The organism is Pseudomonas sp. HMSC08G10, assembly GCF_001808425.1.
GTDB lineage: Bacteria > Pseudomonadota > Gammaproteobacteria > Pseudomonadales > Pseudomonadaceae > Aquipseudomonas > Aquipseudomonas guariconensis.
In genome coordinates, this window is the sequence record NZ_KV793336.1 from 1 (window position 1) to 21,553 (window position 21,553).

General features: G+C 64.1%; 22 protein-coding genes. 3 read left to right on the forward strand and 19 right to left on the reverse strand.

What is annotated here, in order from left to right; genetic code table 11:
- Window positions 1-101: 101 nt before the first annotated feature.
- The 11 genes from HMPREF3173_RS23590 to ccmA all read right to left on the reverse strand — a co-directional run bounded on the left by HMPREF3173_RS23590 (window position 102) and on the right by ccmA (window position 8,500).
- A complete protein-coding gene (locus HMPREF3173_RS23590) occupies window positions 102-890 on the reverse strand; it encodes a PhzF family phenazine biosynthesis protein (RefSeq protein WP_070577136.1) in 789 nt (262 codons plus the stop codon).
- A 263-nt stretch (window positions 891-1,153) separates the two neighbouring features.
- The gene (locus tag HMPREF3173_RS23595; protein WP_043212847.1) at window positions 1,154-1,573 is read right to left on the reverse strand and encodes a hypothetical protein; all 420 of its coding nucleotides are present in this window, start codon (window positions 1,571-1,573) and stop codon (window positions 1,154-1,156) included.
- Between the two features lie 13 nt (window positions 1,574-1,586).
- On the reverse strand, window positions 1,587-2,780 hold the full coding sequence (gene ccmI, locus HMPREF3173_RS23600; protein WP_070577138.1) for a c-type cytochrome biogenesis protein CcmI: 1,194 nt from the start codon (window positions 2,778-2,780) through the stop codon (window positions 1,587-1,589).
- Window positions 2,773-3,249: a cytochrome c-type biogenesis protein gene (locus tag HMPREF3173_RS23605; protein WP_043212843.1), complete on the reverse strand. Its 477-nt coding sequence runs from the start codon at window positions 3,247-3,249 to the stop codon at window positions 2,773-2,775. The genes ccmI and HMPREF3173_RS23605 overlap by 8 nt, the downstream gene beginning before the upstream one ends.
- Complete coding sequence (locus tag HMPREF3173_RS23610) at window positions 3,246-3,782, reverse strand: DsbE family thiol:disulfide interchange protein (RefSeq protein ID WP_043212840.1); 537 nt, start codon at window positions 3,780-3,782, stop codon at window positions 3,246-3,248. The genes HMPREF3173_RS23605 and HMPREF3173_RS23610 overlap by 4 nt, the downstream gene beginning before the upstream one ends.
- Window positions 3,779-5,752 carry a heme lyase CcmF/NrfE family subunit gene (locus HMPREF3173_RS23615; protein WP_177343711.1) on the reverse strand — a complete coding sequence of 658 codons (1,974 nt, stop codon included), beginning with the start codon at window positions 5,750-5,752 and terminating at the stop codon, window positions 3,779-3,781. The genes HMPREF3173_RS23610 and HMPREF3173_RS23615 overlap by 4 nt, the downstream gene beginning before the upstream one ends.
- An 11-nt stretch (window positions 5,753-5,763) precedes the next feature.
- Window positions 5,764-6,219: a cytochrome c maturation protein CcmE gene (gene ccmE, locus HMPREF3173_RS23620; RefSeq protein ID WP_070577143.1), complete on the reverse strand. Its 456-nt coding sequence runs from the start codon at window positions 6,217-6,219 to the stop codon at window positions 5,764-5,766.
- Window positions 6,216-6,392 (reverse strand): heme exporter protein CcmD, encoded by a 177-nt coding sequence (ccmD, locus tag HMPREF3173_RS23625; RefSeq protein WP_043212833.1) that lies wholly within the window; start codon window positions 6,390-6,392, stop codon window positions 6,216-6,218. The genes ccmE and ccmD overlap by 4 nt, the downstream gene beginning before the upstream one ends.
- Entirely contained in the window at window positions 6,392-7,156 is a 765-nt protein-coding gene (locus HMPREF3173_RS23630; RefSeq protein WP_070577146.1) for a heme ABC transporter permease, read from the reverse strand. Before HMPREF3173_RS23630 ends, ccmD begins: the two co-directional genes overlap by 1 nt.
- A 46-nt stretch (window positions 7,157-7,202) precedes the next feature.
- On the reverse strand, window positions 7,203-7,871 hold the full coding sequence (gene ccmB / locus HMPREF3173_RS23635) for a heme exporter protein CcmB (RefSeq protein ID WP_043212857.1): 669 nt from the start codon (window positions 7,869-7,871) through the stop codon (window positions 7,203-7,205).
- A complete protein-coding gene (gene ccmA, locus HMPREF3173_RS23640; protein WP_070577148.1) occupies window positions 7,868-8,500 on the reverse strand; it encodes a cytochrome c biogenesis heme-transporting ATPase CcmA in 633 nt (210 codons plus the stop codon). Before ccmA ends, ccmB begins: the two co-directional genes overlap by 4 nt.
- A 182-nt stretch (window positions 8,501-8,682) precedes the next feature.
- Here ccmA and HMPREF3173_RS23645 point away from each other — a divergent pair, with 182 nt between their 5' ends.
- The 3 genes from HMPREF3173_RS23645 to HMPREF3173_RS23655 all read left to right on the forward strand — a co-directional run bounded on the left by HMPREF3173_RS23645 (window position 8,683) and on the right by HMPREF3173_RS23655 (window position 13,865).
- Window positions 8,683-10,248 (forward strand): flagellar hook-length control protein FliK, encoded by a 1,566-nt coding sequence (locus HMPREF3173_RS23645; RefSeq protein ID WP_070577150.1) that lies wholly within the window; start codon window positions 8,683-8,685, stop codon window positions 10,246-10,248.
- Window positions 10,245-10,583, forward strand: coding sequence for an EscU/YscU/HrcU family type III secretion system export apparatus switch protein (locus tag HMPREF3173_RS23650; RefSeq protein WP_070577152.1), 339 nt, complete (start codon window positions 10,245-10,247; stop codon window positions 10,581-10,583). Before HMPREF3173_RS23645 ends, HMPREF3173_RS23650 begins: the two co-directional genes overlap by 4 nt.
- A 525-nt stretch (window positions 10,584-11,108) precedes the next feature.
- A complete protein-coding gene (locus HMPREF3173_RS23655; RefSeq protein ID WP_070577154.1) occupies window positions 11,109-13,865 on the forward strand; it encodes a dermonecrotic toxin domain-containing protein in 2,757 nt (918 codons plus the stop codon).
- 16 nt (window positions 13,866-13,881) lie between these two features.
- Here HMPREF3173_RS23655 and HMPREF3173_RS23660 read toward each other — a convergent pair whose 3' ends face one another.
- The 8 genes from HMPREF3173_RS23660 to HMPREF3173_RS23695 all read right to left on the reverse strand — a co-directional run bounded on the left by HMPREF3173_RS23660 (window position 13,882) and on the right by HMPREF3173_RS23695 (window position 21,545).
- Entirely contained in the window at window positions 13,882-14,277 is a 396-nt protein-coding gene (locus HMPREF3173_RS23660) for a DUF2802 domain-containing protein (protein ID WP_070577156.1), read from the reverse strand.
- A 1-nt stretch (window position 14,278) separates the two neighbouring features.
- Window positions 14,279-14,758, reverse strand: coding sequence for a chemotaxis protein CheW (locus HMPREF3173_RS23665; protein ID WP_003254393.1), 480 nt, complete (start codon window positions 14,756-14,758; stop codon window positions 14,279-14,281).
- A gap of 67 nt (window positions 14,759-14,825) precedes the next feature.
- Window positions 14,826-15,704, reverse strand: a complete 879-nt coding sequence (locus HMPREF3173_RS23670; RefSeq protein ID WP_070577158.1) for a CheW domain-containing protein — start codon at window positions 15,702-15,704, stop codon at window positions 14,826-14,828.
- The gene (locus tag HMPREF3173_RS23675; protein WP_043212817.1) at window positions 15,704-16,492 is read right to left on the reverse strand and encodes a ParA family protein; all 789 of its coding nucleotides are present in this window, start codon (window positions 16,490-16,492) and stop codon (window positions 15,704-15,706) included. Before HMPREF3173_RS23675 ends, HMPREF3173_RS23670 begins: the two co-directional genes overlap by 1 nt.
- A gap of 77 nt (window positions 16,493-16,569) precedes the next feature.
- Window positions 16,570-17,427: a flagellar motor protein MotD gene (motD, locus tag HMPREF3173_RS23680; RefSeq protein ID WP_043212815.1), complete on the reverse strand. Its 858-nt coding sequence runs from the start codon at window positions 17,425-17,427 to the stop codon at window positions 16,570-16,572.
- Window positions 17,428-17,430: 3 nt separating this feature from the next.
- On the reverse strand, window positions 17,431-18,171 hold the full coding sequence (locus HMPREF3173_RS23685; RefSeq protein WP_043212813.1) for a flagellar motor protein: 741 nt from the start codon (window positions 18,169-18,171) through the stop codon (window positions 17,431-17,433).
- Window positions 18,171-19,292 (reverse strand): protein-glutamate methylesterase/protein-glutamine glutaminase, encoded by a 1,122-nt coding sequence (locus HMPREF3173_RS23690; protein WP_070577160.1) that lies wholly within the window; start codon window positions 19,290-19,292, stop codon window positions 18,171-18,173. The genes HMPREF3173_RS23685 and HMPREF3173_RS23690 overlap by 1 nt, the downstream gene beginning before the upstream one ends.
- Window positions 19,293-19,337: 45 nt before the next feature.
- Complete coding sequence (locus tag HMPREF3173_RS23695; protein ID WP_070577163.1) at window positions 19,338-21,545, reverse strand: chemotaxis protein CheA; 2,208 nt, start codon at window positions 21,543-21,545, stop codon at window positions 19,338-19,340.
- Window positions 21,546-21,553: the final 8 nt, after the last annotated feature.

Genomic DNA, 21,553 nt, shown 5'->3' on the forward strand with positions numbered 1-21,553 from the left:
GGCAACGGCAACGGCAAACAAGTTAATTGTTTTGGTGTTTGTTCCGGCCTATTCGGCGTCCCGATTTACCCGCGAATAGGCTTGCTCACCCCACAGCCCACTCAGACAAAGATGACCCCACGCAGGTACAAAGCCCCCCGCCCACTGATGATCACCCGCCCATTCCCCGGCACTTCACATTCCAGTTGCCCCTTACGCGCCCCGCCCTGCTCGCACACCAACCGGCGCTTGCCCAGCCGCTCGGACCAGTAAGGCGCAAGCGACGTATGCGCCGACCCTGTCACTGGGTCTTCATTGACCCCAACCCGAGGGCCGAACCAACGGGTAACGAAATCAAACCCACCTCCGGGTGCTGTCACCGCAATTCCTCGCACGTCAAACGCCGACAGCGCAACGAAATCCGGCGTCAGCGTGCCGAGCAGCTCGGCATCGTCGATCACCAGCACATAGTCATCGGTGCGATACAACGCCCGGGCACTGGTCAGCCCTAGTGCCTCGAGCAACGCTTGAGGAATATCAACCGCTACCGGCTGCTTGGCCGGAAAATCCATCGCCAGCAGCCCATCGGCACCTCGACTGACGCGCAATTCGCCGCTGCGGGTATTGAACCGCAGCACCTCGGCCTGCTCCCCCAACTGCTCGAACAACACCCACGCCGTTGCCAAGGTCGCATGCCCGCATAGGTTCACCTCCACGGTCGGGGTGAACCAACGCAGGTCGAATGCCTCGCCGTTACGCACGAAGTAAGCGGTTTCGGAAAGGTTGTTCTCCGCGGCGATACGCTTGAGTGTTTCGTCGGGCAGCCAGGTTTCCAGCGGGACGACTGCCGCTGGGTTGCCGCCGAATGGCGTGGCGGAGAAAGCATCGACCTGGAAGATTTCGAGTTGCATGCAAAGACTCCTAAAGCCCAGCACCTGGCTGGGCGGGTTCTGGAAAACGTTCAGGAACGCAAAGGCGCCAGTGAGTGCCGAGCGGCAAAGAATGTTTGCAAGCAGGGGGCAGGAAAGTGGCGACAGTCGCGCCACGCGTACGACAGGACAGTTGGGCTCATGCGCCCCCCAGCTCAACAGTGAACAGGGATTATGCGTGGCAACCCACCAGTACAGTCAATGGAAAGATAGGACCAGAACTGTACTGTAACGGTCGGAGGAAACTACTGAGCGAAGGCGCGTCCCAGGCCGCCTGGCACACCGCTGCTGTCGGTTTCCTGCCAGGGTCCATCGGGGCTGAGCGACCAGCTCCAGCCGTTGTTCCAGCGGTAGTAGGTGCGCTGGCGATAGAAGGTATTGGTCTTGTTCTCCAACACATAAACGCCCATGCGCGGATCCCAATGGCTGGCCCCGCCCGGTGGCGGGGCGAAGCTGGCAGAGGTGCGCGGCATTGCTTTGGGCGTAGCGGCGGGCTTGCTCGGCTGGGTGCCCGGTTGCCCTCCTGGCAACGGTTTGACCGCTGGCCCCTGGCGGGGATGAGGGGCCTCTATCGGCGGCAAGCGCTCCTGGCTCGGCGGCTGCACCGTACACGCCGAAAGACCCAAGGCCAGGGTGATCAGGGTCAAGCGCACAGTGCTGTTCATTTGAATCGCTCTCTTAAGGATCTGGGCTGTCGATGGTCAGTTGTTGGGTGCCCTGGGTTCGGTTGGGCAGCGGTGAGCTCTGCCCGACCCACTCGCCCCGGGTCGGCTGACCTGCACGCGAGACACGGGCAACGAGTTGGACTTGTGGGAAGTCCGACAGTTTCATCTGCGGCATCATCGCATCCGCGTCGGAAAGCTCCACTTCCACTGGCAACTGGGCAACCGTCACGCGCTTGGCGGCCAACGGCATGGGTGGGCCATTGCTGGCCCGGGCGAAGATGAACACCGTGTCGTCTGGCTTGACCTTGTCCTTGAGCGCATCCGCCAGGGCCACCCGCACCTTCAGGCGTGCAGCTTCAGGCGCTGCAGCCGGGGTGCCCCCTGCCGCCTTGAGGCGTTCGGCGGCGCGGTCGATACCGCCCTGCAAGGCTGCGCGCGACGCGTCGCCTTCGGGTAACTGGGCCAACAGACGTTGCCAGTAATCGATCGCCTCCTGATAGCGCTCGCCCTCGAACGCCGCGATACCACGCAGTCCAAGACTGGTGACTTCCTTGGGGTCCGCCTTGAGTGCTTCGTCGGTCAGGGCCTGTACCTGCGGGCTCCATTGCTTGTTGGCGGCAAAGTACAGGGCCTGTGCCCACTGCCCGAGCAGCTCGGGCTGTCGCCCTGCGAGCGTCACGGCACGCTCGAAGGTACGAGCCGCATCGGCGGGACGCTGCTCGGCCATGTAGGCCCGAGCGAGGAAGTACAGACCTTCGGCCGAGTCCGGCTGGGCTTGCACGGCACGCTCCAGGCGCGCAGTCATTGCTTCCATCGATTGCGGCGCCTGGGCGAACTCCTGGGTCAGCTCGACCTTGTCCGCCGCACCGAAATGCAAATAGAGGCCCAGGCCCAGCACCGGCACCAGCACCGCTGCAAGCAGTGGCAAGGTCTTGCCCAAGTGGCCCTGACGTGGCGCCTCGGCGCCCTCGGTGTCGGCCAACAGCTCACGGGCCGCCTCGTCGCGGCCCTTGGCCAACTGGTCGTTGTCGAGTACACCGGCTTGCTGCTGGGCAGCCAGTTCTGCCACACGCTCCTGGTACAAGGCGACGTTTAGGGCAGTACGGTCTTCCTCCTGCTGCCGACGCCGGCCACGCAGGATAGGGATCAGCAGAAAAGCCAGGGCCGCGAGCAACAGCAGGCCCGCGCTAAGCCAGAATTCAGTCATGGGTCTGTTCTTTATCCAGCAGTTTGGCGAGACGCTCGCGTTCCTCGGCGGACAGCTGCGCGCAAGGGTTTGCCACAGTATTTCGGCGACGACGCACGATCAACGCCAGCACCACGAAGCCACCGACCAGGAGAATCCCCGGGCCGAACCAGAGCAGCCAGGTACGCCCGGTGAGCGCTGGTTTGTAGCGCACGAAATCACCGTAGCGGTCGACCATGAAGTCGACGATCTGCTGGTTGCTCTTGCCTTCGCCGAGCATGCGGAAGATTTCTCGGCGCAGGTCGGCGGCAATCGGTGCATTGGAATCGGCGATATCCTGGTTCTGGCACTTGGGGCAGCGCAGTTCCTTGGTCAGCTGTTGGTAACGCTCACGTTCGGCGTCATCACGAAACTGATACGTATCGATGGCAGCCTTGGCCACGCCCGTCAGGCTCAACCCCAGTACGGCAGCAGCAAGCCAGCGCTTCATGGCTGGGCCTCATCGACCAGCCCCTGGTACAGCGGCGCCAGTTGCTCGCGCCACACGGTGGCATCGACCACGCCCACATGCTTGTAGCGGATGATGCCCTTGGCATCGATCAGGAAGGTTTCCGGTGCGCCATACACGCCCAGGTCCAGACCGAGGCTGCCCTGCTCGTCACGGATGTTCAACTGGTAGGGATTGTGGAAATCCGCCAGCCACTTCAACGCCGCGGCGTTGTCGTCCTTGTAGTTGACGCCATGGATCACCACGCCCTGCTCGGCCAGCTGGTTCAGGTACGGGTGCTCGACCTTGCACGAGGGGCACCAGGTCGCCCAGACGTTGACCAGCGCTGGGCGCCCCTGCAGGTCCGCGGGGGTCAGCGTACGATCGCCCTGCACCGAAGCCAGGGAGAACGCCGGGAAGGGCTTGCCGATCATCGCCGAAGGCAGTTCGTCGGGCTTGAGGAACAGCCCCTTGTAGAGAAAGACCGCCACCAGCAGGAACACCGCCAGTGGCAACACCATGATCCAACGCTTCATGCAGTCGCTCCAGACATGCCCAGGACATCACGCACCCGGGCCTTGACCTTGACGCGATAGCGTCGGTCGAGAGCCGCCAGGAATCCGCCCAGCGCGGTCAGCAGACCGCCCAGCCAGATCCAGCGGACATAAGGCTTGATATGCACCCGCACCGCCCAGGCCCCGTTGTCCAGGGGCTCGCCGAGGGCGACATACAGATCGCGGGTGAAACCGGCATCGATACCGGCCTCGGTCATCATCGATTGCTGCACCGTATACAGGCGCTTCTCCGGATGCAGCACGGTCACCTCGCGGCCATCACGGCTCACCCGGACAGTGCCCTTGTCAGAAATGAAGTTCGGCCCTTCGAAGTGCTTGGCCCCCTCGAACAGGAAGTGATAGCCACCCAGTTCCACGCTTTCGCCGGGGGCCATGCGCAGGTCGCGCTCAGCACTGTTGCTGCTCGCCAGCACCACGCCCAAAGCGCAAACCGCCAGGCCCAGGTGCGCCAGCTGCATGCCCCAGTAGCTGCGCGACAGGCCGCGCAGCCCTTTGGCCAGGCCCTTGTGGCGGGTCTTGTCGAAGATGTCGCGAACACCGGCAAGCACCACCCAGGCGGCCAGGGCGAAGGCGCTCAGGGCAGGCCATTCGAAATCGTCGACGATCGAGCCCGCGACCGGTGCCAGGATAGCGCTGCCGATCAACACCGGAGTCATCATGCCCACAAGCCACTTGCCGGGGGTGTCTTTCCAGCGCACTACCACGCCGATGCCCAGCACCACCATCAGCAATGCCATCAGCGGCAGGAACAACGCATCGAAGTAAGGCGGACCGACCGACAGCTTGGCGCCGGTCAAGGCATCGAGCACCAGAGGGTAGAGCGTACCGAGCAGAATCATCGAGGCGGCCACGACCAACACCAGGTTGTTGGCCAGCAATAGGGTTTCCCGCGACCACAGGGCAAAGCCCACCTGGCTCTTGACCACAGGCGCTCGAAACGCGAACAGGGCCAGCGAACCACCTACCACGAAGAGCAGGAAGATGAGGATGAATACACCGCGCGAAGGGTCGGCGGCGAAGGCATGCACCGAGGTCAGCACCCCGGAGCGCACCAGGAAGGTACCCAGCAGGCTGAGCGAGAACGCGGCGATGGCCAGCAGTACCGTCCAGCTCTTGAACACCCCACGCTTTTCGGTGACGGCCAGCGAATGGATCAGTGCCGTGCCCACCAGCCATGGCATGAAGGAGGCGTTTTCCACCGGATCCCAGAACCACCAGCCGCCCCAGCCCAACTCGTAGTAGGCCCACCAGGAGCCCAGGGTGATCCCCACGCCCAGGAAGGCCCAGGCGACGATGGTCCAAGGCCGCGACCAGCGCGCCCAGGCCGCGTCTAGGCGTCCACCGAGCAGTGCGGCGATGGCGAAGGCGAAGGCCACCGAGAAGCCCACGTAACCCATGTACAGCATCGGCGGGTGAACGATCAGGCCGAAGTCCTGCAGCAACGGGTTGAGGTCGCGTCCGTCCGTGGGCACCTGCGGCAGCAGGCGCTCGAATGGGTTGGAGGTGACGATCAGGAACGACAGGAAGCCCACGCTGATCATGCCCATCACCGCGAGCACCCGAGCCAGCATGACTTGCGGCAACTGGCGCGAGAACACCGAAACGGCGAAGGTCCAGCCGCCGAGTATCAGGGCCCAGAGCAACAGCGAACCTTCGTGGGCGCCCCACACCGCACTGAACTTGTAGTACCAGGGCAAGGCGCTGTTGGAGTTGCTGGCCACATAGGCGACCGAGAAGTTGTCGGTCATGAAGGCGTGGGTCAGGCAGGCAAAGGCGAAGGCCAGGAAGGCAAACTGCCCCCAAGCCGCAGGCCGCGCCAGGCTCATCCACAGACTGTCGCCGCGCCAGGCGCCAAGCAGCGGTACGCTGGCCTGAACCCCCGCGAAGCAAATCGCCAGGATCATCGACAATTGCCCCAGCTCCGGGATCACCAATGCCGCGTTCATGGCTTGGGCTCCGCACCGGTCGCGGCCTGGCCGCTTTCCTTCAGGGCCTTGGTGACCTCCGGCGGCATGTATTTCTCATCATGCTTGGCCAGGACCTCGTCAGCCACCACCACGCCGTCGGCGTTCAGTTTGCCCAGGGCGACAATGCCTTGGCCTTCACGGAACAGGTCGGGCAGGATGCCACGGTAGGTGATCGGCACCGACTTGTTGAAGTCGGTGACCACGAAGCGCACGTCCAGCGAATCGGAGGATCGCTGCACCGAGCCTTTCTCGACCATGCCGCCGGCGCGGATGCGCGTGTCCAGCGGCGCCTCGCCGTTGGCGATCTGGGTCGGGGTATAGAACAGGTTGATGTTCTGCTGCAGGGCGCTCAGCGCAAAGCCCACGGCGATGGCGACACCGACCAGCAGGCCCAGGATGAGGAACAGGCGTTTCTTGCGCTGAGGATTCACTGGTTGTTCTCCCGGCGCAGACGACGCGCCTCTTCTTGCAGGTAACGGCGCCGAGCCAGCAGCGGTGCGGCGACATTGAGCGCCAGCACCGCGAGGCAGATGCCGTAAGCCGACCAGACGTACAGACCATGGTGCCCCATGGCCAAAAAATCATTGAAGGAAGCGAAGCTCATCACGCGGCCCTCCGACCCAGGCTGTTCAACACTTCCTCCTTGACCCAACTGGCGCGCGCCTCGCGCTTGAGCACTTCAAGGCGCATGCGCAGCAGCAGCACAGCACCAAAGAAGCAGTAGAAGCCCAATGCCGTGAGCAACAGCGGCAGCCACATTTCGGACGGCATGGCCGGCTTCTCGGTCAAGGTAAAGGTGGCGCCTTGGTGCAGGGTGTTCCACCACTCCACCGAGTACTTGATGATCGGGATGTTCACCACACCGACGATCGCCAGAACCGCGCAAGCCTTGGCCGCGCTGTCTCGATTGCTGATCGCTTGGCCCAGGGCGATGATGCCGAAGTACAGGAACAGCAGGATGAGCATGGAGGTCAGCCGGGCATCCCAGACCCACCAGCTGCCCCAGGTTGGCTTACCCCAGATCGCCCCAGTGACCAGCGCCACGGCCGTCATCCAGGCACCGATGGGGGCTGCGCACTGCACGGCCACATCAGCCAGTTTCATCTTCCACACCAGCCCCACCACGCCAGCCACCGCCAGCAACACATAGCAGGACTGGGCCAGCATGGCGGCAGGTACGTGGATATAGATGATCCGGAAGCTGTTGCCCTGCTGGTAATCCTGCGGGGCGAAGGCCAGGCCCCAGATGACGCCGACCAGCAGCAGGAGAATGGCGAAACCGCTCAGCCAGGGCAGCATGCGGCCACTGATGGCATAGAACCATTTGGGGGAGCCCAGCTTGTGGAACCACGTCCAGCTTATCTTCATCAAGGTACATCCACGGTGTTTGCCGGGCTTGGGAGCCCGGGACTCGTTATTCGCCGACGCTGATCTTCAGGCCAGCCGCTATCGCAAAAGGTGCCAGTGTCACCGCCAGGGCCGTCAGGCTGGCCAGCCAGAGCAGATGGCCGGTCGCCGGCATATTCTGCAATGCTGCCTGCAAAGCGCCACTGCCCAGGATCAATACCGGGATATACAGCGGCAGGATCAACAATGCCAACAGCAGGCCGCCACGCTTGAGGCCCACAGTCAGTGCCGCACCCACCGCGCCCAGCAGGCTCAGCACCGGGGTTCCCAGCAGCAGCGACCCCAGCAGCACCGGCAGGCAGCCAGCTGGCAGCCCCAACATCAAGGCAAGCAACGGCGCCAACAATACCAGCGCCAGGCCGGAAAAGATCCAGTGTGCCAGCACCTTGGCCAACACCAGCAGTGCCAGCGGATGCGGCGACAGCACCCACTGCTCCAGCGAGCCGTCCTCAAAGTCGCTGCGAAACAGCCCGTCCAGCGACAGCAATACGGCCAGCAATGCCGCGACCCAGACCAAGCCTGGCGACAAGGTTTGCAACAATTGTGTCTCAGGACCGACCGCCAGAGGGAACAAGGCGACGACTATCGCAAAGAACACCAACGGGTTGGCCAGCTCCGCCGGGCGGCGGCACAACAGACGCGCCTCGCGGCGCAACAACAGGATGAATACACTCATGCCGCCCACTGCCCCAGGTTCAGTTCTCGATAACCCGATGGCTTGCGCTCGAGGTTGTGATGGGTGGTCAGCACCACCGTGCCACCTTGCTCGCAATGGGCCGCCAGGTGGGCTTCCAGTTGCGCCACACCTTGCTTGTCCAGAGCGGTGAAGGGTTCGTCGAGGATCCACAACGGGGGGCTGTCCAGATACAGCCGCGCCAAGGCCACGCGGCGCTGCTGGCCGGCGGACAACGTATGGCAAGGCACATCTTCGAATCCTCGAAGCCCAACGGCCTCCAACGCCTGCCAGATGGCCCGGGCATTAGCCGGCTGATGCAGTGCGCACAGCCAGGCAAGATTCTCTTCGGCGGTGAGCAGGTCTTTGATTCCGGCGGCGTGGCCGATCCACAGCAAGATGCTGGCCAGCGCATGGCGCTGCTCGGCCAACGGTTGGCCATTTAGCAGAATCTGACCCGCGGTAGGCTGCATCAGGCCAGCCAGCAACCGCAGCAGGCTGGTCTTGCCGCTGCCGTTGGGGCCACTGATCTGCAGCATGTCACCGGGCCGCAACTGGAAATCCAGATGCTCGAAGAGCAATCGCCAGTCACGCTCGCAGGCCAGGCCCGCGGCTTGGAGATGAAGGGTCACGGTTTCGCCTTATCAATGTTGGGTTCAGCGCCGCGCGTCGTAGTGCGCGCGAACCCGCGCTGAACCCCAGTGTCTCAAGTCGCCCCGGTCATTGCCGTTATAGTGGCAGTGGCGGACGGCGGGCATTATTACATGGGACGTCTCGCTGCCAAGAGGGCGGGTCCGACAGGTTGTATACAATCATGACTGAAATCAATAGTCTCGGCGCACAATCGACGCTCGGACTCCAGGCGGGCAAGGCTGCGATGACCGGCGAACTGCTGCGTCTGCTGCAATCTCAGCCCGGTCTGCTGGCCCCGGGTGAGACGGCCCGGGCTGAAGTGCTCTCTCTGCGCCAAGTGGGCCAGGATTTCCAGTTGCTGCTGCGCCTGACCTTGGCCAACGGCACCCAGACCCAGCTGCAGGCCAGCGCCAGCCAGCCCCTGCCCCAAGGCAGCCAAGTAACCGTCGCCCAGACTGACAGCAACCGCCTGACGGTGCTCCTGCAGCAAGCCAACGCCAACAACATCGCCACCCTCACTCGCCTGGACACCGACAAAGTACCGGTCGGCACCCTGCTGCAAGGCAAGGTGCTGACCAGCCAGGCCCTGGTCGCGGCACCTGGCGAGACGGCGGGCTTCCGCTCTCTGGTCAGCCTGCTCAACAGCGCCCAGGCTGGGGCCACCCTGACGGTGGACAGCCCACGCCCCTTGCCGGTGGGCAGCTTGCTCAGCGCGCAGGTCCAAGGCGATCAGTCGTTGCGCTTCGTGCCGCTGAGCGGTCGTCAAGACCAGTTGGCGATCGCCCAACAGCTCGGCACCCAGCAGAGTCGCCAAGCCTCGTTATCGGGCCTGCTCACTGCGCTGCAGCAGATCGCCCGCGACCCTGGCGCCAATGCCGAGCTCAAGACCAGCGCCGAACGGCTGCTGGCCAGCCTGCCCGAGGCCCGCCAGCTCGGCGACGCCAAGACCCTCGCCCAGGCTTTGAATAACAGTGGCGCGTTCCTTGAGGCCAAGCTACTCGGCGGTGGCGGTGCAGCCCTGGTGCCGGATCTCAAGGCACAGCTGGTCCGGCTGGTGGCCCAAGCTTTTCCCGACCTGCCCAGCAGCGCGCTGAGCAGCCCCGCCACCGCCGCCACCCTGGCCCAGGCGTTTCCGGCCATTGCCCGCAGCGCCCTGGGCATGCTCGACAGAAATAGCCCACGGCCCCAGCCTGGTACCTTTCCCCTGCCCTCGCGCCTGCTCCAGAGCCTGGAAGCCGAAGGCGACCTGCAACAATTGCTGCGTCTGGCTGCCGCCGCCATCTCGCGCCTGCAAAGCCACCAGCTGGCCAGCCTGCAGCAGACCGGCGTCACCGAGAACGGCAACCTGCAGACCACCTGGCAGACCGAGATTCCCATCCGCCATGGCCAAGAGTTCATTCCACTGCAGGTCAAGCTGCAGCAGGAGCAGCCCCCGGAGCAACAGGCCGATTCGCAGCGCAGTCAGCGCGATCCGCTGGAGTCGCTGTGGCGAATCGAGCTGGCATTCGACCTGCCACCCTTGGGCCCGCTGCAGGTCCAGGCGCAACTGAGCCAGGGCCGGTTGTCAGGGCAGCTGTGGGCAGAGCAGCAGCAGACTGCGCAGTTGATCGAACGCCAATTGGGCGAGTTGCGCGAACGCCTGGTGGCCCGAGGCCTGGATGTGGGCGAACTGCAGTGTCACCCGGGCATTCCGCCCCAGGGGGCACGCACGCGCCTGGAACAACGTTGGGTGGACGAAAACGCATGACCGACAAGCAACCGCGCCAGGCCATCGCCCTGACCTACGACGGCCAGCAGGCTCCCACCCTCAGCGCCAAAGGTGACGACGAGCTGGCCGAGGCCATTCTCGCCATCGCCCGCGAGCATGAAGTGCCGATCTATGAGAACGCCGAACTGGTCCGCTTATTGGCGCGCCTGGAGCTTGGCGAACAGATCCCCGAAGCGCTGTACCTGACCATTGCCGAGATCATCGCCTTCGCCTGGCAGTTACGCGGCAAAGTGCCGGTAGGCTTTGACGACGAGCCCGACGACGAGCGCGACATCACGCCCTTGCGCTTGCGCCTGCCCAATGAGCGCGCCTGAGCCACACACTGCGTGGCGCAGTCACATTCACCGACACGTCCATCAGAAAACGACCAAGTCCTGGGTAACTCATCTGGCAGATCGGCAGAGGCCGTCATCCCGGCCCGCGACGTAGCCCCCCCAAACCCGCAACGCCGGCACCCTGCTGGTCGCTTATGAGGCCGAGCTCGCCCCCCTCGAATCGAGCCTGAATCGGGAGATTCCGGTGCTGCTGCAATCAGCGCTTGGCGAAGGCCAGTGCATCAGTGCCGTCGGCACGCAAAACGTCGAGATGACGAACTGCAACAGCAACGATGCACGGCAGATGTGAGGGTTCGACGAGGCGCGACGCTACCGCAACCTCGCGCCCCGGCAGTGCATGGCCTTCAACGTGTCGAATCATCTCGCGGGCCTTGAAGGAACGCCCCCGCCCCTAGCCCGATTGCCAAGCGATGCGACTTGGCGAACAGGCGCTATTTAACTAAACCCTCCGGCACCCGCATCCACGCCATCGTGCGCTCTCGACTGACCACGCGAGCCATTACGATGACCCCTTCTTATGTAAACGATGCCGGCGTGCAATTTGTGCGCGATCACCTGGCCAACGTTCCGCGCCCCGACCGCGCCGCAGCCCAAGCCATCCGTCAATGGGCTGGCGATCGCGGGCTGGATGTGAACCCCGATCGCTGCGATGTGGTGGTGCTTCACCATCAATGGCGACCGGGCATCGGTCGGGTCGCTGTCGTCACCCAGAAAATGACCCTCACCCAGGCCGTGCTGTCGAACTGGCAAGGCGAGTCGGCGAACGACCTGATCGGCGCCGCCCTGGGCGCGCCATGGGCCGGCGTCTTCCCCGATGACAAGCGCATCACCCTCGTCGATCACCTGGACCCGCCTTCCGCCCTTGCCAATGGCCCAGGCTACGGCATCTACAACGGCCTGTTTCGCCAGGCCACGCCACAGAAATACTCCCGCGCCACCCATATCCAGCTGCCAGCCGAGGCGTTCGAACGTTTTATCTGGGCGCTGGATTTCCACGCCAGCTACCGGGCGATGCTGGACAGGTACTGGTCCGCGCACCTGCAAGGCCACCGGACCTCGGCGAAAATCGCCTTCATCGCCGCCTGCAACAAACAGGCGGCCGAAGGCAGCCTGTCGGACGCTGCACGTCAACTGGCCTGGCAGGCGGCGGGGCTGGCGAGCGCCAAAGGCTCGATCCAGGTGCGACTGCTGAACGTCTATGGCTACGTGGCGAGCCACCTGCCATGCATTCGTGATACACGCAGCGGCCTCACCCTGCTCTACATGCCAGGCAACAGCGCGCCCCTGCTCGAGTTCGCCAGCGAAGGCCTGATGCAGGATTGGTTCGCCGAACAGTGCAAGGACGCAGCCAAACGCCAGGCGCTCCGGCAGTTCTTCTCGCTCCAGGACACACCGGATGGGCTCGGTTTCAGTGGCCTGGATACCGCACTCGCCGGCCTTGGCGCCTACCCTTCGATGCATCGCCTCTCGCCGCAACGCGCCGGCTTCACCCGCAGCGGCTACTGGGCCCCGCGCGAATACGTCAACTATCACCCGGACCACTACAGCCCCGTCATCACCGGTGACCTGTTCACCGCGCTCAGCGAACAGCAGCGCCAACGCAGCTACGCCGATGCCGATTTCATCATCACCAGCGACAACGAGGTGAGCAAGGCCCGTTGGCGCGACTACCTGACCTGTACCATGAACCTGCTGACCCCGCTGACCTTCGTGATACCAGGCCTTGCCCCAATGCTGGCCGTGGGAGGTGTCGCCCAGTTCGGTCTGGGCCTTGACCAGATCATCCACGGCCGAACCCAGGAGCAACAGGCCAGTGGCGTGCAGACCCTCACCTATGGCCTGTTCAACGCATTGCCGCTGGCCTCGCAAGGGCTGAGCCGGGGTGCGGAGCTGTTTCGCGTGAAAAGCGAAGGCTTCGTTACCCCGAGCTGGATCAATGAGCGATGGGGTTACCCGCTGAGCCCAGTCGACCCACCCCGCCTCCCGCAGACGGACGTGGCGCCGTACTTTCACATTCCCGCGCCGATCCCTGCCTTGCCCGACGGCGACCCGGCGATCATCGAAGCGGTCACCAGGACACCCCGTTACAGCAGCAGCCCAGACCAGTTGAGCGCACGCATCGACGGCCATCGAACGCAGATGATCTATGACACGAAGCACGATGCCTTCGTCAAGCTCGACAGCCTCAACGAGGTCGATCCGGTCCGCTATGTCGCCCGCACCGGCAGTACGGACCTGGTGCCCGTCGCCCCCGGGCGGGAAGTCAGCAACGCCACGCGCCCCGCCACCCTGCGCGCCCTTGGCGTCGACCTGCCGCTGCCGGTCGAGCTGCCATCGGGGCCTGGAGCCGGCGCCAGCCCCATACCGCCGAAGGTCTCGTGCATCTGGCTAGGGGACAAGGTCATCGAGCCCAAGTTGTTGACCAACCTCGCGAGCAACGCCGCCCGTCTTCGCGACAGCCGGTACACACTGCGCTTGTACCTGTCGAAGGCGACACCCGCAGCCTATGCCCAGAACCTGCGCCAGCTCACCGAGCACGCACCAGGGCTTGAGGTCGTCCCCCTGGAAGAGCAGCCGTTTTTCCGCACGTTCAGCCAGGGCAGCTACTACGCCCAGTACCAGGCGGCCATTGACGGCAACGCCGGCATGGCCCGCCACTATGCCTCGGCCTGCGACGTCCTGCGCTTTTCGTTGCTGTACCAGGAAGGTGGCTTGTACATGGACGTGGACGATTACCTGTTGGCGCCCGGTGAATACCCGCGCACCCTCAACGGCAAGCCACTGGGCAAGCCTGGGGAGTCGATTGACCAGGTGGAGCTGCTGGCCACAGGAGAAGGCCTGCTGCTCGCGCCGCCAATGGCCAATGAGAAGATGAGCATGTACTGCCTGTACAACACCAGCCTGATCGGCAGCCACGCGGGCAATCCGACCTTGCTGGCGATCTCCGAGGAAATGCGTGCCCGTTACCTGGCCGAACCGGACTTCTACGACCGCAAGCCCAGCCTGGCCGAGGACCCGGCCGGCTTCTACCGCTATGCCGAGCGCCTCAGTCACCTCACGGGGCCAGCACTGCTCACCGAAGTGGTCGACCAGCGCCTACCCGCGCTGCGCACCCTGCGCCAAGTCATGCACCTGCATGGCATGCCCGTGGATTCGGACACCTTCATCGACCTGGACGCCTACCGGCAGGCACTTCGCACGCTGCTGCCGCTCAATCGAATTGCCCGGGTCGGCAGCTACAACTCTTGGGCGCGGGCCTGAAGCGCGAGGCGACCCATCACTCGCCGCGATGCAGCTTGCTCATCAGCTCCGCCTCGGCCTGGGTCAAGCCACAGGTGCGGGTCAGCTCATCGATGCTGGCCCCCATGCCCACCAGCTTGGCCGCCTGGGTGAACGTCACGCTGTTGGGGTCGCGCTGCTCCAGTTGCTGGAGTTTATCCGGCAACGGCGCGAGCACTGCGCGCAATTCATGGATCGCCTCGCCCATGCGCACCGTACCGTTCTGGTAGTCATCCAGGCGCTTGGCCAGATCCTTGATGCGCTGGTCTCGCAGCGCATCGCCCTGGGCCTGCTGGGCCGCCAGCTCACGCTGGCGCTTGCTGTAGTTGAGGAAGAACCACAGGCTCAGGGCCCAGAGCAGCGCCAGGAAAACGACAGCAGCCTCGAAAATCAACTCAGATGTTCTCCAGCTCGGACCACTCTTCCTCGGTCATCATCTTGTCCAGCTCGACCAGGATCAGCAGCTCGCCGTTCTTGTTGCACACGCCCTGGATGAACTTGGCCGACTCTTCGTTACCGACATTCGGCGCGGTCTCGATCTCGGACTGACGCAGGTAGACCACTTCGGCCACGCTGTCGACCAGGATGCCCACCACTTGCTTGTCCGCCTCGATGATGACGATGCGGGTGTTGTCGGTGACTTCGGTCGGCATCAGGCCGAAACGCTGACGGGTGTCGATCACCGTGACCACGTTGCCGCGCAGGTTGATGATGCCCAGCACGTAGCTCGGCGCACCAGGCACCGGAGCGATCTCTGTATAGCGCAGGACTTCCTGCACCTGCATGACGTTGATGCCATAGGACTCATTGTCCAGGCGGAAGGTTACCCATTGCAGGATCGGATCTTCGGAACCTTGTGCAGACGACTTTTTCATTCCCCTACCCCTCAAAATCCGCCATTGGCGGTGTGCTCGCTATGGCCACGGCAGTTGTGGCCTTCAGTCATTGGTGTTTGGCATGCATTTGCTTGACGGCGCCGCTGGCGATCAGCTCGGCCAGTTCGGCGACATCGAGCAAGGCGCACATGTGTTCGATCACGGTGCCGGCCAGCCAAGGCCGCTGGCCACGCTGGCTGCGCCATTTGATCTCGGCCGGGTCCAGGCGCAGGGAGCGGCTGACCTGATGCACGGCCAGCCCCCATTCATAGCCCTGGACGGAAATCACGTACTGCAGGCCCTGGCGGAAATCGTCGCGATAGCGGTCGGGCATGACCCAGCGCGCGGTATCCAGGACCTTGAGATTGCCCGCCTGGCAAGTGAGGATGCCCAGGAACCAGTCCGGCTGGCCGAACAGCGGCGTCAACTCCTGGCCCGCCAGGCTGTAGATCGAGCCCAGGCAGACCAGCGGCACCGCCAGGGTCAGCCCTGCGACATCGAACAGCAAGCACTCGAAGGGCTCTGCCGCCCAGGCCGGGCGACCGTCCACCGTCGCCGGTGGCACAGGAGGATTGGCGGCCGGCAGGTAGACATCCACCAGGGGCGCCACCGGCTCGATTGCCTGGGCCTCGACTGCTGGAGTTTCGGGTTCGACGTTGACGGCCGCAGGCTCCGGCGTCACCTCGACCGGTTTCAGGACCGTTGGCAACACCGTCACTGCACTCGGCTCGGCGAAGGGGCGCGCAGCAACCGGTGCCGGTGCGGCCTGACGCTCGGCGTCCCTGGCCTGCTCCTCACGCACCGCGGCGGCGAATTCATCGACGATCGCCTCTTCGGCCGGCGCGTGGGGCGCATCGAGCTCCTCGGTGGCGTCCTGCAACAGGCCATCGAGGTAGGACTGCAAGGCCAATTGCGGCTTGGTGGTGGTCTGCCGTGCTGGGTTCATCAGGCCACCTGCAATGCGGGTTTGTAGGTCAACAGATGCTTGAGCAATGCCCGGTAGGCGATCAGCCCCCGGCTCTTGCCATCGAACTGCGAAGGTGTGACCCCCGCCCGGCTGGCATCGCGCAGGCGCGTGTCGACCGGGATGTAGCCTTGCCAGACCTGCTCACCATAGCTGTCACGCAAGACCTTGAGCGTGCCAAGAGACGCCTGGGTGCGACGGTCGAACAAGGTCGGCACGATCTGGTAGGGCAGCGCCTGGCGCCGCGAGCGGTTGACCATGGCCAATGTCCCGACCATGCGCTCCAGGCCCTTGACCGCGAGAAACTCGGTTTGCACCGGGATCACCAACTGCTGGCTGGCAGCCAGGGCATTGACCATCAGCACCCCCAAAAGCGGCGGGCTGTCGATCAGGGCGAAGTCGAAATCCTGCCACAGCTGCGCCAGACTCTTGGCGATCACCAGGCCCAGGCCACTCTGCCCCGGCGACTGGCGTTCGAGCACGGCCAATGCGGTGCTCGAAGGCAGCAGCGAGATACGCTCGTCGCTGGTGGGCAGCAACAGTTGTCCTGGCAAGCCCTCGGGCACCGTGCCCTTGTGCAGGAACAGGTCGTAGCAGCTGTGCTCCAGGGCATCAGGGTTGTGCCCGAAGTAGCTGGTCATCGAGCCGTGCGGGTCGAGGTCGACGACGACCACGCGCTTGCCCGCTTCGGCCAGCAACCCGGCCAAGGCGATGGTGGTGGTGGTCTTGCCGACGCCACCTTTTTGATTGGCTACTGCCCAGACTCTCATCGTGCGTTGCTTCCCCCCGCAATGGCCGCCTGCCCTGCCGGGAACGGTTTGAATTCAGTGACGGACAATTGACGGGCTCAGCCCCCAACCGCCGGTGCAGGCGTTGTCGGTGCAGTTTGTGTGCCAGCCCGCCGCAAGGCCGCGTCCGGCGTGGCATTGGCGCTACCGGACCCGGTCAGGCTGCGGCGTACTTCCAGGTTGCGGGAAATCACCAGCACCACTCGACGGTTACGCGCCCGCCCTTCGGCCGTCTCGTTGCTGGCCACCGGCTGGTACTCGCCATACCCCACCGAAGCCATGCGCGCCGGGTTCACACCGTTCATCGCCAGCAGGCGGACGATGCTCGCCGCTCGGGCGGAGGACAACTCCCAGTTGGTCGGGTATTGAGCGGTACGGATCGGCAAATTGTCGGTGAACCCTTCGACATGCACCGGGTTGGCGTAAGGCTTGAGGATGTTGGCCACTTTCTCGATGATCGAGAACGCTGTGTCGCTGGGCATGGCGTCACCGCTGCCGAACAGCAGCGATGAGTTGAGCTCGATCTCGACCCACAGTTCGTTGCCGCGCACGGTCATTTGGTCGGATTTGATCAGGTCGCCAAAGGCGTCGCGCACGTCATCGCTAATGGTCTTCAGCGGGTCGGCATTGCTCTGGGCAAGGCCTGCGTCGGTTTGCTCGCTGTCCTTGATCAGCGGCTCGGCGGGTTTGACGCTGAGCGGGCGTTCATCGCCGATCGGGATGGGCTTCATGCTGCGCTCAGGGTCGTTGAATACGCCGAGCAGAGCCTGGGAGATGACCTTGTACTTGCCCTCGTTGATCGAGGAGATCGAATACATGACCACGAAGAAGGCGAACAGCAAGGTGATGAAGTCGGCGTACGACACCAGCCAGCGTTCGTGGTTTTCGTGTTCCTCGGTGTGACGACGGCGGGCCATGGCTTACTCCATGAAGCCTTGCAGCTTCAGCTCGATCGAGCGTGGGTTCTCCCCTTCGGCGATCGACAGCAGGCCTTCGAGCAGCATTTCGCGGTAGCGCGACTGGCGCAGCGCGATGGCCTTGAGCTTGTTGGCGATCGGCAGCAGGATCAGGTTGGCGCTGGCCACGCCGTAGATGGTGGCGACGAAAGCCACCGCAATGCCATTGCCCAGCTGAGATGGGTCGGCCAGATTGCCCATCACATGGATCAAGCCCATGACCGCGCCGATGATGCCGATGGTCGGCGCATAGCCGCCCATGCTCTCGAACACCTTGGCCGCTTGGATGTCGCGACTCTCCTGGGTCAGGAAGTCGACCTCGAGGATGCTGCGGATCGACTCGGGCTCCGCGCCGTCCACCAGCAGTTGCAGGCCCTTGCGCGCATACGGGTCGGGTTCGGCGTCCGCCACCCCTTCAAGACCCAGCAGGCCTTCCTTGCGCGCGGTCAGGCTCCAGTTGACGACCCGATCGATACCGCCGGGCAGGTCGACGCGCGGCGGGAAGAAAATCCAGCGCAGGATCTGCAATGCCCGCTTGAAGGCCGACAGAGGCGACTGAAGCAGCGCCGCCGCCAGGGTACCGCCCAGCACGATCAACGCCGCCGGGCCGTTGAGCAAGGCACCGACATGGCCGCCTTCCAGGAAGTTGCCGCCGACGATGGCGACGAACGCGAGGATCAGGCCAATCAGGCTCAGGACATCCATCAGACGCACGCCTCGACCAGATGCTTGCCGATCTCGTCCAGGCTGTAAACCGCATCGGCCAGGTTGGCCTTGACGATGGCCATCGGCATGCCATAGATCACGCAGCTGGCCTCATCCTGGGCCCAGACGGTGCTGCCGCCCTGCTTTAGCAGGCGGGCCCCTTCGCGACCGTCGGCGCCCATGCCGGTGAGAACCACAGACAGGACCTTGTCTCCATAGGACTTGGCCGCCGAGCCGAACGTGATATCGACGCAGGGCTTGTAGTTCAGGCGCTCATCGCCCGGCAGGATCTTCACCGCGCCACGGCCGTCGATCATCATCTGCTTGCCGCCAGGGGCCAGCAGGGCCAACCCCGGGCGCAGCATGTCGCCATCCTCGGCTTCCTTGACACTGATCTTGCACAGTTTGTCCAGGCGCTCGGCAAAGGCCTTGGTGAAGGCCGCCGGCATGTGCTGGATCAGCACGATCGGCGCCGGGAAGCTGGCCGGCAGTTGCGTCAGCACGCGCTGCAGCGCCACCGGGCCGCCGGTGGACGTGCCAATGGCTACCAGCTTGTAGGGCTTGCGCTTGGGTGCCGGCGAATGGCTGCTGGGCGCAGAACGGGGCACGGACGCGGCCGGGGTCGAGACGCGGGCCGGCGAAGGGCTTGCGAAGCTGCTGGTCGGTGCATGGCTGGCAGGCGCAGGCGCCGGGCTTGCCGTCGCGAAACCGCCGAACCGGCGGTTGCTGCGCGAAATGGTGTGGACCTTCTCGCACAGCAACTGCCGGACTTTGTCCGGGTTGCGCGAGATGTCCTCGAAGTTCTTCGGCAGGTAGTCCACCGCGCCGGCATCCAGGGCGTCGAGGGTGACCCGGGCGCCTTCATGGGTCAGCGAGGAGAACATCAATACTGGCGTCGGGCAGCGCTGCATGATGTGCCGCACCGCCGTGATGCCATCCATCATGGGCATTTCGTAGTCCATGGTGATGACATCCGGCTTGAGGGCGATTGCCTGGTCGATCGCTTCCTTGCCATTGGTCGCAGTACCCACGACCTGGATAGTCGGGTCGGCCGAGAGAATTTCCGAGACGCGGCGGCGGAAGAAACCGGAATCATCCACCACCAGGACCTTGACTACCATAAACACTCCATTAGGCGGCGCAACCGCCAAGGTGCGCCACCGAAATCAAATTCGACGGGCGGCGTAACGCTTGAGCATGCTCGGCACGTCGAGGATCAATGCGATGCGACCGTCGCCGGTGATGGTCGCGCCGGACATGCCCGGGGTGCCCTGGAGCATCTTGCCCAGCGGCTTGATCACCACCTCTTCCTGGCCCACCAGCTGGTCGACCACGAAGCCGATACGCTGGGTGCCGACCGAAAGGATCACCACATGGCCTTCGCGCTGCTCCTCGTGCACCTGGTCCTGGACCAGCCACCGCTTGAGATAGAACAGTGGCAGCGCCTTGTCGCGCACGATCACCACTTCCTGGCCGTCGACCACGTTGGTGCGCGACAGGTCCAGGTGGAAGATCTCGTTGACGTTGACCAGCGGGAAGGCGAACGCCTGGTTGCCCAGCATCACCATCAGGGTCGGCATGATCGCCAGCGTCAAGGGCACCTTGATGACGATCTTCGAACCCTGGCCCTTGGCCGAGAAGATGTTGATCGAGCCGTTGAGCTGGGAAATCTTGGTCTTGACCACGTCCATGCCCACACCGCGACCGGACACGTCGGAGATCTCGGTCTTGGTCGAGAAGCCCGGCGCGAAGATCAGGTTGTAGCAATCGGATTCGCTCAGGCGATCGGCGGCGTCCTTGTCCATCAGGCCCTTTTCGACAGCCTTGGCCCGCAGGATGTTAGGGTCCATGCCCTTGCCGTCGTCGGAGATCGACAGCAGGATGTGGTCGCCTTCCTGCTCCGCCGACAGCACCACGTGGCCGGTCCGTGCCTTGCCGGCGCCTTCGCGCTCCTCGGGCATTTCGATGCCATGGTCGACGGCGTTGCGTACCAAGTGCACCAGCGGGTCGGCCAAGGCCTCGACCAGGTTCTTGTCCAGGTCGGTGTCCTCACCGACCAGCTCCAAGTTGATTTCCTTCTTGAGCTGGCGGGCCAAGTCGCGAACCAGACGCGGGAAGCGGCCGAAGACCTTCTTGATGGGCTGCATGCGGGTCTTCATGACCGCGGTCTGCAGGTCGGCGGTGACCACGTCGAGGTTGGACACAGCCTTGGACATGGCCTCATCGCCGCTGTTCAGGCCCAGGCGGACCAGACGGTTACGCACCAGCACCAGTTCGCCGACCATGTTCATGATCTCGTCCAGGCGCGCGGTGTCGACCCGCACAGTGGTTTCCGCTTCGCTGGCCGTAGGCTTTTCGGCGGCTGGGGCTGCAGCGCGGGCCGGCGCGGCCGGTTTGGCAGCCGCAGGCTTGGCCACCGGCGCCGGTTCAGGCTTGGCGACAGGCTTGCTGTCGGCCTTGGCCACGGCCTCAGGCGCAGCCACGGCCGCGTCACCGGAGAACTTGCCTTTGCCGTGCAGCTGATCCAGCAAAGCTTCGAATTCGTGCTCGGTGATGTCACCACTTTGGGCGCTCGCCTCGACCGAAGCAGGTGCCTGGGCCGTGGCGCCAGGCAGTGCATCGGCGGCGAAGGTGCCCTTGCCGTGCAACTGATCGAGCAACGCTTCGAATTCATCGTCGGTGATTTCATCGCTGCTCGGCGCCGCGACGCTGTCAGCCGACACAGGCGCAGGCGTCTGGGCAGAGAACTGGCCTTTGCCGTGCAACTGATCGAGCAGTGACTCGAACTCGGCATCGGTGATCTCGTCGCTGTCGCTTCCGGCGACCTCACCCTGCAGCTGTTCGGTAGCCTCGGCCTGGGCCTTCACCGCATCGAGCGAGTCGAGCAGTTGTTCGAACTCGCTGTCGGTGATGTCGGGCTCGACCGCAGGCTCGGCTTCGGCGACGGCTGGAGCCTGGGCCGCAGGCGCTGGGGCCTGGGCACCGGCCGGCTCGGCCAGACGCGACAGTGCGGCCAGTAACTCCGGCGTGGCCGGGGTAATGTCGCTGCGCTCGCGCACCTGGCCAAACATGCTGTTGACCGTATCCAGTGCCTCGAGCACCACATCCATCAATTCCGCATCGACCCGGCGCTCACCTTTGCGCAGGATGTCGAACACGTTCTCGGCGATATGGCAGCACTCCACCAGCTCATTGAGCTGAAGGAAGCCGGCGCCCCCTTTTACAGTGTGAAAACCGCGGAAGATCGCATTGAGCAGGTCCGCATCTTCCGGTCGGCTTTCCAGCTCGACCAATTGCTCGGACAGTTGCTCGAGGATTTCGCCGGCCTCTACCAGGAAATCCTGGAGGATTTCTTCATCGGCGCCGAAGCTCATTGAACGTG

What these genes read in the sequence shown, in the direction of transcription:
- HMPREF3173_RS23630 (WP_070577146.1), bottom strand. Translation starts at nt 7,156, where the DNA reads ATGAAGATAAGCTGGACGTGGTTCCACAAGCTGGGCTCCCCCAAATGG.
- HMPREF3173_RS23655 (WP_070577154.1), top strand. Translation starts at nt 11,109, where the DNA reads ATGACCCCTTCTTATGTAAACGATGCCGGCGTGCAATTTGTGCGCGAT.
- HMPREF3173_RS23645 (WP_070577150.1), top strand. Translation starts at nt 8,683, where the DNA reads ATGACTGAAATCAATAGTCTCGGCGCACAATCGACGCTCGGACTCCAG.
- HMPREF3173_RS23590 (WP_070577136.1), bottom strand. Translation starts at nt 890, where the DNA reads ATGCAACTCGAAATCTTCCAGGTCGATGCTTTCTCCGCCACGCCATTC.
- motD (WP_043212815.1), bottom strand. Translation starts at nt 17,427, where the DNA reads ATGGCCCGCCGTCGTCACACCGAGGAACACGAAAACCACGAACGCTGG.
- HMPREF3173_RS23670 (WP_070577158.1), bottom strand. Translation starts at nt 15,704, where the DNA reads ATGAACCCAGCACGGCAGACCACCACCAAGCCGCAATTGGCCTTGCAG.
- HMPREF3173_RS23610 (WP_043212840.1), bottom strand. Translation starts at nt 3,782, where the DNA reads ATGAAGCGTTGGATCATGGTGTTGCCACTGGCGGTGTTCCTGCTGGTG.
- HMPREF3173_RS23685 (WP_043212813.1), bottom strand. Translation starts at nt 18,171, where the DNA reads ATGGATGTCCTGAGCCTGATTGGCCTGATCCTCGCGTTCGTCGCCATC.
- HMPREF3173_RS23650 (WP_070577152.1), top strand. Translation starts at nt 10,245, where the DNA reads ATGACCGACAAGCAACCGCGCCAGGCCATCGCCCTGACCTACGACGGC.
- ccmD (WP_043212833.1), bottom strand. Translation starts at nt 6,392, where the DNA reads ATGAGCTTCGCTTCCTTCAATGATTTTTTGGCCATGGGGCACCATGGT.
- ccmB (WP_043212857.1), bottom strand. Translation starts at nt 7,871, where the DNA reads ATGAGTGTATTCATCCTGTTGTTGCGCCGCGAGGCGCGTCTGTTGTGC.
- HMPREF3173_RS23695 (WP_070577163.1), bottom strand. Translation starts at nt 21,545, where the DNA reads ATGAGCTTCGGCGCCGATGAAGAAATCCTCCAGGATTTCCTGGTAGAG.
- ccmI (WP_070577138.1), bottom strand. Translation starts at nt 2,780, where the DNA reads ATGACTGAATTCTGGCTTAGCGCGGGCCTGCTGTTGCTCGCGGCCCTG.
- HMPREF3173_RS23595 (WP_043212847.1), bottom strand. Translation starts at nt 1,573, where the DNA reads ATGAACAGCACTGTGCGCTTGACCCTGATCACCCTGGCCTTGGGTCTT.
- HMPREF3173_RS23675 (WP_043212817.1), bottom strand. Translation starts at nt 16,492, where the DNA reads ATGAGAGTCTGGGCAGTAGCCAATCAAAAAGGTGGCGTCGGCAAGACC.
- HMPREF3173_RS23665 (WP_003254393.1), bottom strand. Translation starts at nt 14,758, where the DNA reads ATGAAAAAGTCGTCTGCACAAGGTTCCGAAGATCCGATCCTGCAATGG.
- HMPREF3173_RS23690 (WP_070577160.1), bottom strand. Translation starts at nt 19,292, where the DNA reads ATGGTAGTCAAGGTCCTGGTGGTGGATGATTCCGGTTTCTTCCGCCGC.
- HMPREF3173_RS23605 (WP_043212843.1), bottom strand. Translation starts at nt 3,249, where the DNA reads ATGAAGCGCTGGCTTGCTGCTGCCGTACTGGGGTTGAGCCTGACGGGC.